Below are 16,462 nucleotides of genomic sequence, written 5' to 3' on the forward strand. Positions count from 1 at the left end.
GGGGGGCTATCCCTGCCGCCCGCCCAACAGCGACCGCGCTCCCTCCAGCGACACGCCGAACACCAGATGCGCCAGCGCGCCATAGGCGTGGGTCGCGGCGGACGTGTCCCAGGGTGCCGATCCCAGCCCCGCCGCGGGTACCGCCGCTTCGTCGAGCAGGGCGGAGGTGGCGATGCCGTACAGGCTGCCGAAGCCGCTCGCAGCACCCGGCCGATATTCGGTGAGCACGCCGTACAGCCCGCCCAGCGCCGCGCCGGTGAGATAATGCACCGCCTGTCCCGCGGGGGCGCGATAGGCGTCGGGCACGCGCGTGCCGGTGGCGGCGAGTGCGACCTTGTCGGCGGCCTTCACCGTCGCGGGATCGTCGTCGCCCTGGTCCTGTCCCATCGGCTTGGCGGCGACCGACTGGAACGCGGCCATCGCGGCGGACGCGATCAGGCCGGCGGCGATCCCGGCGAACAGGCCGAGGACGGGGCGGGGGTGCGACATTGGCGGTGCTCCGACAAGGGGGGAGCGAGGCAAACGGTTGAGGGGGCGGGGGTTTCCCTCAAGTCCCCCGTCCGTACGGAACGGCTTGTCCCGGCGCAGGCGGGAATCCAGAGCCGCAAACGGTGCGCTGTTTGGCTCTGGACCCCCGCCTGCGCGGGGGTACGGGTTCTGGGAGGAAGACGGTCCGCGCTTTGACGGAAGGCGCCTACTTCTCCAGCGCCGCCCACGCCGCGACGAACGCCCGCGCGCGCTCGCCGACCGTGTCCGCGTCCATGCCGGGCACGTACAGCGCCGACCCCAGCCCGTATCCCGCCGCCCCCGCCTTGTGCCAGTCCGCCAGCACCGATGGCACGATGCCCCCGACCGGCAGCATCCGCACGTCGCGCGGCAGCACGGCGCGCATCGCCTTCATCACCGCCGGGCTGGCGGCTTCGGCGGGGAAGAGCTTCAGCGCGGCGGCACCGGCTTCCAATGCGGCAAAGGCCTCGGTCGGGGTCGCGATGCCGGGCATCGCCACCAGTCCCCGCTCGGCCGCGGCCGAAATCACGGCGGTGTTTGCGTTGGGCGAGATGATGAGCGTGCCGCCCGCCGCCTCGACCCGTTCGACCTGTTCGACGGTCAGCACGGTGCCCGCGCCTACTGCCGCGTACCCCTCCAGCTTCTTCGACAGGCGGGTGATGCTTTCATAGGGATCGGGCGAGTTGAGCGGCACCTCGACGATGGTGAAGCCGGCATCGACCAGTGCGTCGCCGATCGCTTCCACCTCATGCGGCTGAACCCCGCGCAGGATCGCGACCAGCGGACAACGGGCGAAGGCGGCGTCGAAGGCGGACAAATGGCTCATGCGGACAACTTTCGGATGTGGGTGATACCGGCGATAAAGGCATCCTCGCAGCCGCTGACAATGGCGCGGCCGCCCAGCGTCTCGATCGCGGTGGCATAGAGGGTGGCGAGATCGCCATCGGCGACGAGGTGGACGTCGCGACCATCGCCGATGCGTGCGGCAACGTCGCTGCCGATCAGGACGCCGCTGGCATAGGAAGCGGCTTGCGCCTCGTCGCGAAGGCCCAGCACATGCGAGGCGCGGATGCCGAACAGGCTGGCGGCTAGGTCGCGTTTCGCGCCTTCGCGCACGCCTTCGCAATACGCGTCGCCGGCCGAGACCGGCGCGGTCAGCTGCGGCGCAAGCACGCCGCCGCCCTTCAGCAGCGCGAACAACTCACCGGTCATCGCGGTGGTGAAGGCGGTGACCTTACCCCCGGTCAGCTCGACCCATTTGCAATGCGTGCCGGGCTGACAGAGCAGCGCGTCCGCCGGCACCTGTCCGGCGAGCGCCGCACCGAGCAACTGCACCTCCTCGCCGCGCATCACATCGCCATGATCGCCATCGGTGAAGGACAGGCCGGGCACGATCGCGGTACGGTCGTCGATCCAGGTGAGGTGCGCGGCGATATCGGCGATATCGGCCGGGACCGCGACATAGGGGGCGACGCGCCAGCCGATCGTCGATCCGACCATGCCGGCCATCAGCACCGGCAGGTCGCCCAGCTCCGCCCGGATCGCCGCCAGCTCTTGCGGATAGTCGTCCGCCCCCGTGGCCAATACGCCCTTGGGCGACTTGACGACGGCGGTGATGCGGCCGTCCTCCAGCCGGTAGGCGCGGCGATTGGTGGTGCCCCAGTCGAGGGCGATGAACGGGCTCACCACCATGTCGCGTACAGGGCGATGAGGATCAGGATGACGCCCAGACCGGCGACGTTAAAGCCGGTCGAGGTGCCGAACGATACGCCCTGCATGGTGATGCGGTTGGCGTCACCGCGTCCCTTCACTGCCAGCGACAACACGACCGCGAGGCCGAGGCTGAGCAGGAACACGATCCCCATCCGGTCCATGAACGGGATGCCGGGCGCGAAGCTGCGGAACAGGTATGACAGCACGACCGAGGCGATCGCCGCGCCGATCGCGCCGGCTTCGGTCGCGCGCTTCCAGAATAGGCCGAGCAGGAAGATGACCGTGATCCCCGGCGTGAAGAAGCCCGAAAATTCCTGGATGAACTGGAACGCCTGATCCGCGCCGCCCAGCAGCGGCCGGGCGGCGACGATCGCGATCAGGATGGCGATGGTCGCGGCGATGCGGCCGATGCGGACCAGCTTGCGTTCCTGCCCGGCATCCATCTGCCCGCTCTCGCTGGTGCGCTTGGCATAGAGGTCGAGGGTGAAGATCGTCGCGATCGAATTGATCTTCGACGCGGTCGACGCGATGATCGCGGCGATCAGCGCGGCGAAGACGAGGCCGAGCAACCCCGAGGGCAGCAGCCGCATCATCGTGGGGTACGCTTCGTCGGGCTTGGCGAGGTCGGGCGCGAGCAGCACCGCCGCCATGCCCGGCACGACGATCACCAACGGCATCAGCAGCTTCAGGAACGCCGCGAACACGATGCCCTTCTGCGCTTCGGGCAGCGACTTGGCGGCCAGCGCGCGCTGGATGATATACTGGTTGAAGCCCCAATAGCTGAGGTTCGCGATCCACATGCCGCCGATCAGCACCGACAGGCCCGGCAGATCCTTGTAGAAGGGATTGTCGGGGGTCAGGATCATCTGGAATTTTTCGGGCGCGCGGCGGGTCAGTTCGTGGAAGCCGCCCACGACCCCGGCATCGCCACCGATTTGCGACAGCGTCAGGTACGAGATGGTGAGACCACCGAATACCAGCAGCGTGACCTGCACGATGTCGGTCAGCGCCACGGCCTTTAGCCCGCCGCGCAGCTGGTAGAGCAAGGCGAACAGGCCGAGGCCGATCAGTGCTACCGTCTGGTCGACGCCCGCGACCTGCGTCACCGCGATCGAGCCGAGCCAGATGATGCTGGTCAGGTTCACGAACACGTACAGCGCCAGCCAGAATACCGCCATCAGTGTGCGGATCGACGGGCCGTAGCGTTGTTCGAGGAACTGCGGCATCGTGTAGATTTCGTTGCGCAGGAAGATCGGCAGGAAGAATTTGCCGACGATCAGCAGCGTCAGCGCCGCCATCCACTCGTACGAAGCAATGGCAAGGCCGATCGCATAGCCGGAGCCAGCCATGCCGACGATCTGTTCGGCCGAGATATTGGCCGCGATCAGCGACGCGCCGATCGCCCACCATGGTAGCGACTTGGATGCGAGGAAATAGTCGGAGCTATCCTTCTGATGCCCCCCCTTGTCGCGGCTCACCCATTGCGCGAGGCCGAAAATGCCGATCGCATAGATGACCACGACGATCAGATCGATCGTCGACAGACGCATGATGTCCTCCCCGCCCACTGGCTTTTGGAGGCGGACAATTATACGACGAATGCAACGTGTCCAGTGCCAAGCGGTACGGACGAACCGAAAGGAGACGGGATGGCGGCGCGGATGAGCGGAATGCCCGGCGGCAATTTGACCCGTACGACGCTCGACACGCTCGGTCGCGCGATCGTGACCGGCGAATATGACGAAACGCCGTTCCCGACCGAAGCCGAGATCGGCAAGGCGCATGGCATCAGCCGATCGGTGACCCGTGAGGCGGTGAAGATGCTGACCGCAAAGGGGCTGGTCAGCGCCCGCCCGCGCCAGGGGACGGTGGTCCGCCCGGCGGCGGCATGGAATTTGTTCGACCCTGATGTGCTGCACTGGCTGCTCGACCGCAAATTCTCGGTCGAGCTGTTGCGCCAGTTCAACCAGCTGCGCGTCGCGATCGAACCCGAAGCGGCGGCACTGGCGGCGGTGGCGGCCGATGAAGCGGATCAGGCGCGGATCGCCGATGGCCTGGCGCGGATGGCGGCTGCGGAACGCGGCGAGGACGATCCGCTGGAGGCCGATATCGACTTCCACGTCGCGATCCTGCTCGCTGCGAAGAACCCCTTCTACGCGCAGTTCCGCGAGATGGTGGCGACCGCGCTCAACACCTCGATCCGCTTCACCAACACCATCGTCGGCCGCTCGGCCAGCGTCGAACAGCATGCTGCGGTGGCGGAGGCGATCGCCGCGCGCGATGCCGTGGCGGCGCGGGGCGCGATGCGCGCGCTGATAGGCGACGTGCTCGACCTGATCGACGCGCGGGGGGCGGTTTGATTTTCTCGCCTGCCTGACGAGGAGACCTCTGCGAAAGTTTCTCCACGTACCCCGGCGAAGGCCGGGGCCCAGTTGGGGGACGGGGGTAAGGTACGGAGAAGCCTTCCCAACTGGACCCCGGCCTTCGCCGGGGTACCGGAGTTTCGAGGTTATCGAACGGCTTTCGCAGCGCTATCCTGCCAAGCGACGGGTCGATGGTAGCGCCTCTATCGTCATTCCCGCCTGCGCGGGAATGACAACGGGTTACCGGTCAACCAACCGCGCGCCATGCCACCGCACATGATCGGCCATGAAGGTCGAGATGAAGTAATAGCTATGGTCGTACCCCGGCTGCATCCGCAGCGTGCAATCGATCCCGGCATCCGCGCATGCCGTGGCCAGCAATTCCGGGCGTAGCTGCTCGGCCAGGAAATTGTCGGCATCGCCCTGATCGACGAGAATTTCCTTCACCCGCGCCCCATCCTCGATCAGCGCGACCGCGTCCGCCGCGCGCCATGCCGAGCGATCGTCGCCGAGATAGCCGCCCAGCGCCTTTTCCCCCCATGGCACCTGCGACGGCGCGACGATGGGCGCGAAGGCGGAGATCGAGCGGAAGCGGTCGGGGTTGCGCAAGCCGATGGTCAGCGCGCCATGGCCGCCCATCGAATGGCCGGTGATCGACTGACGACTGCAATCGAGCATCGGGAATTCGGCGGTGACCAGCGCAGGCAGTTCGTCCTCGATATAGGAGCGCATCCGATAATGTTGCGCCCATGGATCCTCGGTCGCATCGACATAGAAGCCTGCGCCTAGCCCGAAATCCCACGCGCCCTCCGGATCGTCGGGCACGCCCTCGCCGCGTGGCGAGGTGTCGGGCGCGATGAAGGCGATGCCCGCCTCGGCGCACGCCGCGCGATATTCGCCCTTGTCGGTGACATTGGCGTGGGTGCAGGTCAGCCCCGACAGATACCACAGCACCGGCGCGCGCTGCCCCGGCTCCAGCGGTGGCACGAACACCGAAAAGGTCATGGTCGTGCCGGTCGCGGTCGATTCGTGGGAATAGACGCCCTGCGTGCCGCCATGGGCGCGCGCGGTCGAAACGGTCTTCATGAGGTTCTCCACCGATGGTGCGCAGGGGCTACAGGATAGGGACGGTTCGCGGCAACATCCGGTTCCCCTCGACAGCATGGAGCGGATCGCCGACAGGGGCGGAATGGCGCGGCTGATCCTGCTCAACAAACCGTACGGCGTGCTGTCGCAATTTACCGATCGCGGGACCGAAGGGGCGCGCGCGACGCTGTCGGACCATGTCGCGGTGCCGGGCGTCTATCCCGCCGGGCGGCTCGACCGCGACAGCGAAGGGTTGCTGTTGCTGACCGACGATGGCGGTCTGCAGGCGCGCATCGCCGATCCGCGATTCAAGCTGGCCAAAACCTATTGGGTGCAGGTCGAGGGCGCGCGCGACGACGCGGCACTCGATCGGCTGCGGCGCGGGGTGACGCTGAACGACGGACCGACCCGCCCGGCCGAGGTCGCCGCGATCGATCCGCCCACATTATGGGAGCGGGTGCCGCCGGTGCGCTTCCGCAAGACCGTGCCCGATCACTGGCTGTCGATCACCATACGCGAAGGCCGCAACCGGCAGGTGCGGCGGATGACCGCAGCGGTCGGCCTGCCGACGCTGCGGCTGGTGCGGTGGCGGGTGGGGGAGTGGACGGTCGAGGGACTGGCACCGGGGGAGTGGCGCGAGGTTGTCGCTTGACCAGTGCGTACAGCCGACCGAACCGTTCGTCCTGAGTGCCATTGAGCTTGTCGAAATGGCGTATCGAAGGACCGTTGGTGGCCAGGTGCTTCGATACGGGTCTTCGACTTCGCTCAGCCCCTACTCAGCACGAACGGCTGGGTCCCAGCCTCAAGCCGCGCTCTGGTCGATCCCCAGTTCGCCCAGCTTGCGATACAGCGTCGAGCGTCCGATCCCCAGCCGGCGGGCGACTTCGGTCATGCGGCCACGATAATGGCCGATGGCGAGGCGGATGACGTCGGCCTCGATCTCCTCCAGCATGCGCAGATTGCCGTCGGGGCGGAACAAGGTCACCCCGCCCGCCATGTCTTGGCGCGGAACCAGCGTCACCGGCTGGGCCACCTCGCCCTGCGCGATCTGGGCGATCTGCGGGAAGTCGCCCCGGGTCAGCGCGTCGCCCTCGCACAGCACCGCCGCACGGAACAGCGCGTTCTGCAACTGGCGGACATTGCCCGGCCAGCCATAGCTGTCGAGCAGCGTGATCGCGTCATCGGTAATGCCCAGCTGCCGCAGCCCCGGCTGCTGCGCGATCCGCGCCAACAGATGACGGGCGAGCGCGGGAATGTCGCCGCGCCGTTCGCGAAGCGGGGGAATCGTCACCTGCACGACGTTGAGCCGGTAATAGAGGTCCTCGCGGAACCGGCCCGCCTCGACCTCGGCCATCAGCGTCTTGTTGGTCGCGGCGATCACGCGGACATCGACCTCGCGCGTCGTGCGCGCGCCGACCGACTGGATCTCGCCCGATTGCAGCACGCGCAACAGCTTGACCTGCGTCTCGAACGGCATCTCGCCGATTTCGTCGAGAAAGATGGTGCCGCCGTCCGCCTCCTGGAACCGGCCGGCCTTGCGTTCGAACGCGCCGGTGAACGCGCCCTTTTCATGGCCGAACAGCTCGCTTTCGACCAGATTGGCGGCGATCGCGCCGCAGTTGACGCGCACCATCGGCTTGCGCGCGCGCGGCGAGGCGGCGTGGATCGCCTCGGCGACGACTTCCTTGCCGACGCCGCTTTCTCCCTCGATCAGCACCGGCACACGGGCGCGCGCCGCCTTTGCCGCGATCGCCAGCGCGGCGCGGAATTGCGGGGCCGATCCGACGATTTCGTCGAACGCCAGCGTCATCGACAGCTTCTCGGTCAGCGGGCGCAATTCGCCGTCGCCGCTCGCTCCCGCCGCCGCCTCCAGCGCGGCGAGCAGCCGTTCGGCGGCCAGCGGCTTGACCAGGAAGTCGCTCGCCCCGGCCCGCATCGCCGCCACCGCGCCGGCAACCGATTCGTTTGCAGTCAACATCAAGATTGCCAACGTCGGCCGCGCAGCCCGCAGATCGGCGATCAGCGTCAGCGCATCGGCGTCGGGCGACCAATGGTCGAGCAGCACCGCATCGAGCGCCAGCCCGTCGGGCGTGTTCAGCATGCCCAGCGCCGCCCGCGCATCGTTCGCGAACACCGTGCGCCAGCCGCGCCGCCCCGCGATCGCACCGACCAGCCGGCGCTGGGCCGGTTCGTCGTCGATCACCATCAGCACTCGCTGTCCGTCTCGCGTCATTGCTGTTCCCACGTCCCTGTCGTCCCGGATCGACACCGTCTTGCGCCGAGGGGCGTAAAATTCGCCTTAAGACGGTAATGAAAACCGTCGGGGGCGGTGCGGGGGTTGTTCTTGGTCCAACCTGCGTTAGAGTTGTCTGAACGACGCTGTATGGAGAGGTTCATCGATGGCGAGCGACGGCCACACCCCGGCCCATGCCGGGACGTACAACAGCTTCATCCGCTGGTTCACCTGGGGCACGGTGATCTGCGCCCTGCTTGCCGCTTTGGTCATCTGGCTGATCGCGGGCTGACATGCGGATCGCGGTTCTCGCCGAACAGGCCGCCGGCGAGCGCCGGGTCGCCGCGACCCCCGAAACCGTCAAGAAGCTGATCGCGCTGGGCGCGACCGTCGTCGTCGAGCAGGGGGCGGGGGCCGGCGCGTCGATCGACGATGCCGCCTATGCCGCTGCGGGCGCAACGCCTTCCGGGCGGGCGGAGGCGATCGCCGGTGCCGATATCCTGCTCGGCGTGGCGCCGCCCGCGCCCGACAGTCTGGCGGGGGCGAAGCGCGGCGCGTGGCTGGTCGCCGGGCTGAACCCCTTTGCCGACCGCGCGCGGATCGACGGCTATGCCGCGCTGGGGCTGGAGGCGTTGGCGATGGAATGGATGCCGCGCATCACCCGCGCCCAGTCGATGGACATATTGTCGTCGCAGGCCAATCTGGCAGGGTACAAGGCGGTGCTCGACGCGGCATCCGAATATGGCCGTGCCTTTCCGATGATGATGACCGCCGCCGGTACGATCAGTGCGGCGCGGGTGTTCGTGATGGGCGTCGGCGTCGCAGGGTTGCAGGCGATCGCGACCGCGCGGCGGCTGGGTGCGCAGGTCAGCGCGACCGACGTCCGCTCGGCGACGAAGGAACAGATCCTGTCGCTTGGCGCCAAGCCGATCTTCGTCGAGAAGGTGGCGGGGATCGAGGGCGAGGGCGCAGGCGGCTATGCCGGCGAGATGAGCGCGGAATATCAGGCGGCACAGGCTGAACTGGTCTCCGGCCATATCGCCAAACAGGACATCGTCATCACCACCGCGCTGATCCCCGGCAAGCCTGCGCCGCGCCTGATCACCGACGCACAGGTCGCCTCGATGCGGCCGGGCAGCGTCATCGTCGATCTCGCGGTCGAACAGGGTGGCAATGTCGAAGGATCGGTCGCGGGCGAGGTCGTCCAGCGTCACGGTGTCAACATCGTCGGCCATCGCAACGTGCCGAGCCGGCTGGCCGCGGACGCATCGGCGCTGTTTGCGCGTAACCTTTACAACTTTCTGTCGGCCTATTGGGACAAGGATGCGGGCCGTCCCGTCTTGCCCCCCGACGACGAAGTGACGCAGGCGATCGTGCTGACCCGCGACGGCCAGATCGTAAGTCCGCGCCTGATCGATTGATTCTACAGGGGAAACGCCATGGGTTTGTTCAGCAGCCACGAAGTTGACCCGGCGGAAATCCGCGAGAAATACGGCCATGCGCTGATCGGTGGCGAAGAAGTGCTCGCCGCGTTCCGCTCGCTGCGCGACACCGCGTTCCTGACCAATTACCGCTTCGTGCTCGTCGATGTGCAGGGGCTTACCGGTTCGAAAATCTCGTTCCGCAGCGTGCCCTATCGCTCGATCCAGAGTTTTTCTGTCGAAAGCGCGGGGACGTTCGATCTCGACAGCGACCTGAAGCTGTGGGTGACCGGCGAGGCGATGCCGCTGTCGCTCAAGGTCAGCCGCAACGCCGACCCGGCGGCGATCCAGCGGTTGCTCGCGGAACTGGTGCTGGCGAAGCGGTGAGCCGGGAGGTGCCCTCAAATCCTCCCCATGCTCCGCATGGGGAGGGGGACCACGCAAAGCGTGGTGGAGGGGTAGCGACGGTCGCGCGAGCGCGGCAGCTAAGGCGAGCGATGAGCTTGCCTGAAGTGTTGTTATGGCAAAAATTGCGACGGGAGCCGCACGGCGTTAAGTTTCGTCGGCAGCATCCGGTGCTTGGTTACGTTCTCGACTTCTACTGCGCCCGCGCCAAGATGGCGGTGGAGATCGATGGTGAAGCGCATGATTGCGGCGATCGGCCCGGGCGTGACGACAGGCGCGATGCGGCACTTGTTGCTCACGGAGTGACGATATTGCGCATGCCTGCTCGCGAAGTGCTGGCGGATGTCGAAGCGGCGGCCGAAGCGATCGTCGCGGCGGCGCTCCCCCTCCACCACCGCCTTCGGCGGCGGTCCCCCTCCCCAAGCGCGCTTGGGGAGGATTTAGACGTCTTTCACCCAACGGAGTAACTGATGGACTTCCTCTCGATCCTGTCGATCTTCGTCCTTGCCTGCTTCGTCGGCTATTATGTCGTGTGGTCGGTGACGCCGGCGCTGCATACGCCGTTGATGGCGGTCACCAACGCGATCTCGTCGGTCATCATCGTCGGCGCGCTGATCGCCGCCGCTGCCGCCGGGGTGCCGGGTGCCAAGTGGCTGGGGCTGCTGGGCGTCGTGCTGGCCAGCATCAATATCTTCGGCGGGTTTGCGGTGACCGAACGCATGCTCGCCATGTACAAGAAGAAGGGATGAGGGGGATGCACGAGGCCGCACCGGTCAATCCATGGGTCGCCCTTGCCTATCTGGTGGCGGGTGTGTGCTTCATCCTCGCGCTGCGGGGGCTATCGTCGCCCGCGACCAGCCGGCGGGGCAATCGGCTGGGCATGATCGGCATGGCGATTGCGGTGCTGACCACGATCTATACGCATATCCCCGTAATCGATCTTAGCCCCGGCGATCCCACCGTTCCGCTGTATGATCGCGCTACGTTTGACTGGGCGACCCTGGGCGAAATCCTCGCCGCCATCGGCATCGGCGCGGTCATCGGGCTGACCACCGCCAAACGCATCGCGATGACCGCTATGCCGCAGCTTGTCGCCGCCTTCCACTCGCTGGTCGGGCTGGCAGCGGTGCTGGTCGGGATCGCCGCCTATCTCAACCCGGCCGCGTTCGGCATTTCGTCGCTGGTCGTGCCGATGATCGGGCAGCCGTTCCAGGTCATCAACCCCGTCAGCAAGGTCGAGATGGGTCTTGGCGTCGCGATCGGCGCGATCACCTTTTCCGGATCGATCATCGCCTTTCTGAAGCTCAACGGCAGCATGTCGGGCAAGCCGATCCTGTTGCCCGGCCGCCATGTCATCAACCTTGCCACGCTGGCCGCGATCCTGCTGCTGGTCGCGCAGTTCGCCCATACGCAGGATGCGTGGCCGTTCTGGGCGGTAGTCGTCCTGTCGTTCGTGATCGGGTTCCTGCTCATCATTCCAATCGGCGGCGCGGACATGCCGGTCGTGGTGTCGATGCTCAACAGCTATTCGGGCTGGGCGGCGGCGGCGATGGGCTTCACGCTCGGCAACACTGCGATGATCATCACCGGCGCGCTGGTCGGGTCGTCGGGTGCGATCCTCAGCTACATCATGTGCCGCGCGATGAACCGCAGCTTCATCAGCGTCATCGCCGGCGGGTTCGGCGCGACCGACAGCGGCGGGGGCGGGGCGGCGGCGATCGACCGGCCGTGGAAGCGCGGCTCGGCCGAGGACGCGGCGTTCCTGATGCAACAGGCCGAACAGGTCATCATCGTCCCCGGCTACGGCATGGCGGTGGCGCAGGCGCAACATGCCCTGCGCGAAATGGGCGACAAGCTGAAGGAACATGGCGTCCGCGTGAAATATGCCATCCACCCGGTCGCGGGGCGGATGCCGGGGCATATGAACGTGCTGCTCGCCGAAGCGAACGTGCCCTATGACGATGTGTTCGAGCTGGAGGACATCAACAGCGAGTTCGCGCAGACCGACGTCGCCTTCGTCATCGGCGCCAACGACGTCACCAACCCCGCGGCGAAGACCGACAAGAGCTCGCCTATCTATGGCATGCCCGTCCTCGACGTCGAAAAGGCGAAAACGGTGCTGTTCCTCAAACGGTCAATGGGCGGCGTCGGCTATGCCGGGGTCGATAACGAAGTTTTCTACCGCGATAACACCATGATGTTGTTGGCCGATGCCAAGAAGATGGTCGAGGAGATCGTCAAGGCGATGGACTGACCCGGTTCGTTGCTTCATCGCAACGGTCGCGGCGTAACGTGCGCGACGGAAGCGAAGGGGCAGGCGAGTGACGGAGTTCGAAGCATTCGAGCAGCAATCGACGGCGGCACGGCGGGCGGTCATCGTCGCCGACGATGCGCTGGCGGTGGCCGATGCGCAGGCGACGGTGCGCCATGCCGGGATCGTGGTCGCGGCGACGATCGGCTTTGCCGGGCTGGCGCAGGCACTGGACGACATCACCCATGCCGACCTGTTGCTGGTCGATGCGACCGGGGTTGCGATCGAGACGCTCGACGGCGCGCTGCCGATCCTTGCCGCAAGGGCCGGGCGTGACCGAGCGCAGCTGGTGATCAGTTTCGGGGTCGAGGCGATCGACATGGTGTCGCTGCACCTGCTGGGCGGTCCGGCGACGCTGTTGTGCGAGGCGCGTCCCGAGGAGCGGATCGCCGCGATCGTGCTGGGCGCGGGCAGCGGTGCGGGGTTCAGCGCTCCCGAACGCGATGCCGAGCGGCTGCGGCGGGTGAATGCCGAGGTCGCGCGTATCGCCGAGGCGCTGGCGAGGCTCGCTCGCGACGGCGACACGGGGGAGGGCGTGCGCGACCGCACCGACGATTTCGCCGCGCCCGATGCCGGCGACGGACCGGTGCCGACGGTCTCGGCGGCGAGCGTGCGCGGCGCGATCCGGGCGCGGCGGTTGCGCGATCAGTTCTTTGCGCCCGACCTGTTCGCCGATCCGGCATGGGACATGCTGCTCGACCTGTTCGCCGCGCGGCTGGAGGGCGGCAACGTCTCGGTCTCCAGCCTGTGCATCGCCTCCGCCGTGCCGCCGACCACCGCGCTGCGCTGGATCACGACGCTGACCGATGCCGGACTGGTCGGAAGGCAGGAGGACCCGGCCGACAAGCGCCGCGCGTTCATCGTGCTGACCGCGCGCGGTATCGTCGGGATGCAGGGCTATGCCGAGGCGGTGGCGCGGGCGGGGCTTGGCTGGGCCTGATCGGAACGCAGATACGCAACGAACTGGTCGGTCGAGCGGCGCAGATCGCCCGCGCTGCCGACCAGTTGCCCGACGCTGATGCGGACCGCTGCCGACAGCGACGATGCGGCACCGGCGGCATTGGCGACGCTGTCGATCTGCTGTCCGGCCTCGGCCGCCGCTGTCGCCACCCGCGTCGCGCCATCGTCGACCGCGCGCGAGGTATTGCTCTGATCGCGGACGGCGGCAGCGATGCCGCTGGCGGCGGCGGCGACCTCCTCGATCGACTGATGCACCGATCGCAGCTTGTCGCCGGTATCGGCAACGCCGCCGCGAATGCCGGCGATCAGCGCACTGATCCGGTCGCTCGCCCGCCGGGTATCAGCCGACAACGCCTTGACCTCGCCGGCGACCACGCCGAAGCCGCGGCCCGCTTCGCCGGCGCGCGCCGCCTCGATCGTCGCGTTCAGCGCCAGCAGGTTCGTCTTCGACGCGATCGCGCGGATATCGCCCAAAAACCCCTCGATCTGGATCGCCTGTTCCTCCAGCATCGCGACGGTCCGCACGCTGCGCGCCGCCTGTCCGCTCGCCGTGCCGGTCAGGTCGTTTTGCTGCTCTGCGGCGGCGGCGATCGTCCAGATCGAGGTCGACAGGTCGCGGATCGACGCAGCGACCGCGACGATTTCGTCGGTGGCGCGATGGGCGCCGGCCGACGCCTCGACCGCTTCCGTCCGGGCGACGCCGGTGACGTCCTCGAGCGATGCCGCCGCTCCTTCCAGCCGGTCGGTCGTGTCGCTGATGGTGCGGACGACGGTCGTCACGGATCGTTCGAATTGCTGCGCCAGTTCGATCAGTTCGCGGTGGCGGTCGTCGGCGATGCGCGCGGCCTGTTCCTCGCGCCGCCGTCGCTGGTCCGCCGCATCGCGTTCGGCGGCGCGCGCCAGCTGCATCGCCGCCTCCGCCCGTCGCTGCCCGTCGGCGGCGGCCCCGGCCAGGTCGCGGGCATGGCGCACGGCGCGATCCTGCGCGTCGAACAGCCGGGACAGCTGGATCGTCACCACCGTAAGCAACCCGGATTGCAACCCGACCGCAACGACATGGAACGCGATACGTCCGATATTGCCGTCGCCGGTAAAGACATAATCCGGGGCTAGCCATTCGAGGAGGACATGATGCAGCGCGGTCAGCACCGTCGCCACCGCGATCGGTCGCCAGTCGGCCAGCACGACCAGCGCCGCCATGCCGACGAAGAAATACATGTGTGCGTCCATCTGCCACGCATGGCCACGCAACAGGAAGACCAGCATCGCCGGGATCGATGCGGCAAGCGTCCCCATCAGCGCGCGCGCGGTTGGGTCATAGCGCCCCTGCAACGCGACCGCCGTCGGCGCGAGGTTCAGCAGGACACCGATCACGAACAGCGGCGATGCGATCCCGCTCCCCATCATCGCATTCCCGATCAGCAGCAGGATCAGCGACACCCAGCCAAGCACCGCCCATGCGCGGATGCCATGGTAGCGCATCCGGTCGAGCGACCCGAACGATTCGGTCGGTTCGCGCAGGACCGACGCCTTGAGCCGTGCCAGCACCGTATCTTCTCCCACGCTACTTGCCACCGACATCGCTCCCGCAGGTCATGCCCGAGGCGGAGAGGATCAGGATCGGCCGCCCCCGACGCTGCGCGGCGATATCCGCGCGGTTGCCCGATACCACCATCGATCCGGGCAACACGCCGGCGCGCAGCAGCGCGGCTCCGCCCGCAAGCGCGGTCCTGGCGACGTCGCTGCGGCTGGACCCGTCGAGCGCGACCAGCAGCATCCGTCCGGAGACCGGCGGCCAGAGACTGAACGCCGCAAAGGTCGCGGTGACAAGTAAAAGCTGCAAAATGAGCAGGTAGTTGGCCTGAGCGAACCGCATACCCGTCCATTATGGCGCAATCGTTAACGCGTTATGTTCACCAAGTCCCGCGATCTGCGGAAACAAGCCCGGTCGAATAGTCGGTACGGAAGCGTTCCGATTTCGGGTGGTCGTTCGGCAGGGTGGGTTGTCGCGCGATCGCCGCTTCGGGCGGTGGTGGGCGCTGACGGGCTCGAACCGCCGACCCTCTCGGTGTAAACGAGATGCTCTACCAACTGAGCTAAGCGCCCGTTCCATCTCGGAACGTCGCAGGAATCCTAACTAATCGTTGTGGTCTTTGCAACCACAATAATCTGTCCGCGACCCCGTTTGGTCCGCGAGTGGTCCGCGCACCACTTGGCGGCATGGTCTGCCACCTCGCAAAAAATAGTGGTCAGCGCCGCCTTGGCTTCGCGCAGATATGCGGGATCGTACTTCGCGTACACCTCTGTCGTTCGGTGCATCGCCGTATGCCCTAGCAAACCGCTGATTTGCTCAGCAGGGACGCCACGCCGCCGTAGCTCGGTCGCAATCGTGTGGCGGATCGTCTTGGGTATGACATTCTCCGGCAGCAGCAGCGCGCGGCGCATAGTCCGCCATGCTGTCTTGCGCGACTTTACAGCGGGCATGTTCTCGCCGCGCCATGCTTCAAGGATCGGTTTGAACGGCTCGATCGCCGGCACGACCGGATTGCGCTTCTTGGTTCTGGCCTTCGTCGCCGGGTGCAGGTCGATCATGTCGCCGCGCCATTGCGCACGCGGGTCGAAAAGCATGGCGACTTCCGGCCGGCACGCAGTCGCGATCATCAATTGCAGCCAGCGCCGATAGTGCCGGTTCGGGTCAGCGTCATCGCCCGGTTGAATGTCAAGCTCGGTTTGCGATGCGAACCCGACCATCGCCCCCAGTTCCGCCAGTGACACTCGCACATCGCGTGCGGGCGAACGCATGGTTGTCGGAACGCTCGGCACCTTTGGGGCATAGGGTATGCGACCGTTCGCCGCGCTATGGTTGAGCGCCGCCCGTACGTCGTCGAGATTACGCTGCACGCTCTCGCCCTTCACGCCGGGGCTGGCCAAGGTCATGTCCTCATTGTCCCACCGGACCGTAAAGCTATGCGGGGCCATCCGCCATTTGCGGAAGCGCACGAACACCATAGGCGTTAGGTCGGCGACCCGTGCCGTAGCTCCGATCTCATCCTGCATCATGAAGCCGACAAACGCGCGTAATGAACCAGCGATGGTGTTGGGCCGGTGCGTGTGTTTGCCGTGCTCACTCCAATAAAGACCGATCTGGGGAGCAACCAGCGCATCTTCTGCCTTCTGCGGCTTGGTCGCCCGAACCGCTTCGACATAGGCGTGAATTGCAACCTTGGCCTTTTCTAGGTCCCTAGTCCGAGTGCTTCGATAAACGGTCGACCGATGTTCGGCGGAATAGTGGCAGATTTGCCAGTAGTCGGACTTTTTGTCCCGCCGCTTGTCGAGCCAGTATTCGCCGACAGGATATCGCTCATCTTCGTTGCGGCGCACTGCGTCAGTTCCTCGTTCTCACCCTTGGTGGCGATATCAAGCGCGCCTTGCTCGGCCCACGCCCGCAGTTCTTCTAGGGAAA

The 16,462-nt window shown here is 66.8% G+C and carries 18 protein-coding genes and 1 tRNA gene; 9 read left to right on the forward strand and 10 right to left on the reverse strand.

What is annotated here, in order from left to right:
• Positions 1-6 precede the first annotated feature (6 nt).
• The 4 genes from AAIO73_RS16460 to AAIO73_RS16475 form a co-directional block, all read right to left on the reverse strand.
• Positions 7-489, reverse strand: coding sequence for a DUF1440 domain-containing protein (locus tag AAIO73_RS16460; RefSeq protein ID WP_345879400.1), 483 nt, complete (start codon positions 487-489; stop codon positions 7-9).
• A gap of 205 nt (positions 490-694) precedes the next feature.
• Complete coding sequence (locus AAIO73_RS16465; protein WP_345879402.1) at positions 695-1,333, reverse strand: 2-dehydro-3-deoxy-6-phosphogalactonate aldolase; 639 nt, start codon at positions 1,331-1,333, stop codon at positions 695-697.
• Positions 1,330-2,199, reverse strand: a complete 870-nt coding sequence (locus AAIO73_RS16470) for a 2-dehydro-3-deoxygalactonokinase (protein WP_345879404.1) — start codon at positions 2,197-2,199, stop codon at positions 1,330-1,332. The genes AAIO73_RS16465 and AAIO73_RS16470 overlap by 4 nt, the downstream gene beginning before the upstream one ends.
• Positions 2,190-3,770 carry a sodium/sugar symporter gene (locus tag AAIO73_RS16475; protein WP_345879405.1) on the reverse strand — a complete coding sequence of 527 codons (1,581 nt, stop codon included), beginning with the start codon at positions 3,768-3,770 and terminating at the stop codon, positions 2,190-2,192. Before AAIO73_RS16475 ends, AAIO73_RS16470 begins: the two co-directional genes overlap by 10 nt.
• A gap of 99 nt (positions 3,771-3,869) precedes the next feature.
• Between AAIO73_RS16475 and AAIO73_RS16480 the strand changes: the two genes are divergently transcribed.
• Complete coding sequence (locus AAIO73_RS16480; protein ID WP_345879407.1) at positions 3,870-4,580, forward strand: FadR/GntR family transcriptional regulator; 711 nt, start codon at positions 3,870-3,872, stop codon at positions 4,578-4,580.
• 243 nt (positions 4,581-4,823) lie between these two features.
• On the opposite strand, the gene fghA is transcribed toward AAIO73_RS16480, so the two are convergent.
• Positions 4,824-5,669 (reverse strand): S-formylglutathione hydrolase, encoded by an 846-nt coding sequence (gene fghA / locus AAIO73_RS16485; RefSeq protein ID WP_345879408.1) that lies wholly within the window; start codon positions 5,667-5,669, stop codon positions 4,824-4,826.
• 103 nt (positions 5,670-5,772) lie between these two features.
• On the opposite strand from fghA, the gene AAIO73_RS16490 reads away from it, so the two are divergent.
• A complete protein-coding gene (locus AAIO73_RS16490) occupies positions 5,773-6,321 on the forward strand; it encodes a pseudouridine synthase (protein WP_345879529.1) in 549 nt (182 codons plus the stop codon).
• A gap of 150 nt (positions 6,322-6,471) precedes the next feature.
• Here the strand turns inward: AAIO73_RS16490 and AAIO73_RS16495 are convergent, their stop codons facing one another.
• Entirely contained in the window at positions 6,472-7,902 is a 1,431-nt protein-coding gene (locus AAIO73_RS16495; protein WP_345879410.1) for a sigma-54-dependent transcriptional regulator, read from the reverse strand.
• Positions 7,903-8,068: 166 nt separating this feature from the next.
• Here AAIO73_RS16495 and AAIO73_RS16500 point away from each other — a divergent pair, with 166 nt between their 5' ends.
• The 7 genes from AAIO73_RS16500 to AAIO73_RS16530 all read left to right on the forward strand — a co-directional run bounded on the left by AAIO73_RS16500 (position 8,069) and on the right by AAIO73_RS16530 (position 12,979).
• Positions 8,069-8,194, forward strand: coding sequence for an aa3-type cytochrome c oxidase subunit IV (locus tag AAIO73_RS16500; protein WP_345879412.1), 126 nt, complete (start codon positions 8,069-8,071; stop codon positions 8,192-8,194).
• Position 8,195: 1 nt separating this feature from the next.
• Positions 8,196-9,323 carry a Re/Si-specific NAD(P)(+) transhydrogenase subunit alpha gene (locus AAIO73_RS16505; protein ID WP_345879414.1) on the forward strand — a complete coding sequence of 376 codons (1,128 nt, stop codon included), beginning with the start codon at positions 8,196-8,198 and terminating at the stop codon, positions 9,321-9,323.
• Positions 9,324-9,341: 18 nt separating this feature from the next.
• The gene (locus AAIO73_RS16510) at positions 9,342-9,710 is read left to right on the forward strand and encodes a PH domain-containing protein (protein ID WP_056452913.1); all 369 of its coding nucleotides are present in this window, start codon (positions 9,342-9,344) and stop codon (positions 9,708-9,710) included.
• Positions 9,711-9,820: 110 nt separating this feature from the next.
• Positions 9,821-10,195, forward strand: coding sequence for an endonuclease domain-containing protein (locus tag AAIO73_RS16515; protein ID WP_345879418.1), 375 nt, complete (start codon positions 9,821-9,823; stop codon positions 10,193-10,195).
• Positions 10,196-10,198: 3 nt separating this feature from the next.
• Positions 10,199-10,477 carry an NAD(P) transhydrogenase subunit alpha part 2 gene (locus AAIO73_RS16520; protein WP_055757824.1) on the forward strand — a complete coding sequence of 93 codons (279 nt, stop codon included), beginning with the start codon at positions 10,199-10,201 and terminating at the stop codon, positions 10,475-10,477.
• Positions 10,478-10,482: 5 nt separating this feature from the next.
• Positions 10,483-11,982, forward strand: coding sequence for an NAD(P)(+) transhydrogenase (Re/Si-specific) subunit beta (locus AAIO73_RS16525; protein WP_345879424.1), 1,500 nt, complete (start codon positions 10,483-10,485; stop codon positions 11,980-11,982).
• A 67-nt stretch (positions 11,983-12,049) separates the two neighbouring features.
• Positions 12,050-12,979: a winged helix DNA-binding protein gene (locus AAIO73_RS16530; RefSeq protein ID WP_345879426.1), complete on the forward strand. Its 930-nt coding sequence runs from the start codon at positions 12,050-12,052 to the stop codon at positions 12,977-12,979.
• Here the strand turns inward: AAIO73_RS16530 and AAIO73_RS16535 are convergent.
• The 4 genes from AAIO73_RS16535 to AAIO73_RS16550 form a co-directional block, all read right to left on the reverse strand.
• Positions 12,937-14,574, reverse strand: a complete 1,638-nt coding sequence (locus tag AAIO73_RS16535; protein ID WP_345879429.1) for a methyl-accepting chemotaxis protein — start codon at positions 14,572-14,574, stop codon at positions 12,937-12,939. The genes AAIO73_RS16530 and AAIO73_RS16535 overlap by 43 nt on opposite strands.
• Positions 14,564-14,875 (reverse strand): hypothetical protein, encoded by a 312-nt coding sequence (locus AAIO73_RS16540; protein WP_345879431.1) that lies wholly within the window; start codon positions 14,873-14,875, stop codon positions 14,564-14,566. The genes AAIO73_RS16535 and AAIO73_RS16540 overlap by 11 nt, the downstream gene beginning before the upstream one ends.
• 154 nt (positions 14,876-15,029) lie before the next feature.
• Positions 15,030-15,105: transfer RNA gene (locus AAIO73_RS16545), tRNA-Val, on the reverse strand.
• Between the two features lie 27 nt (positions 15,106-15,132).
• Positions 15,133-16,380, reverse strand: a complete 1,248-nt coding sequence (locus AAIO73_RS16550; protein WP_345879433.1) for a site-specific integrase — start codon at positions 16,378-16,380, stop codon at positions 15,133-15,135.
• Positions 16,381-16,462: the final 82 nt, after the last annotated feature.

It is taken from the genome of Sphingomonas epibiotica (assembly GCF_039615155.1).
In the GTDB taxonomy this organism is placed as follows: Bacteria; Pseudomonadota; Alphaproteobacteria; order Sphingomonadales; family Sphingomonadaceae; genus Sphingomonas.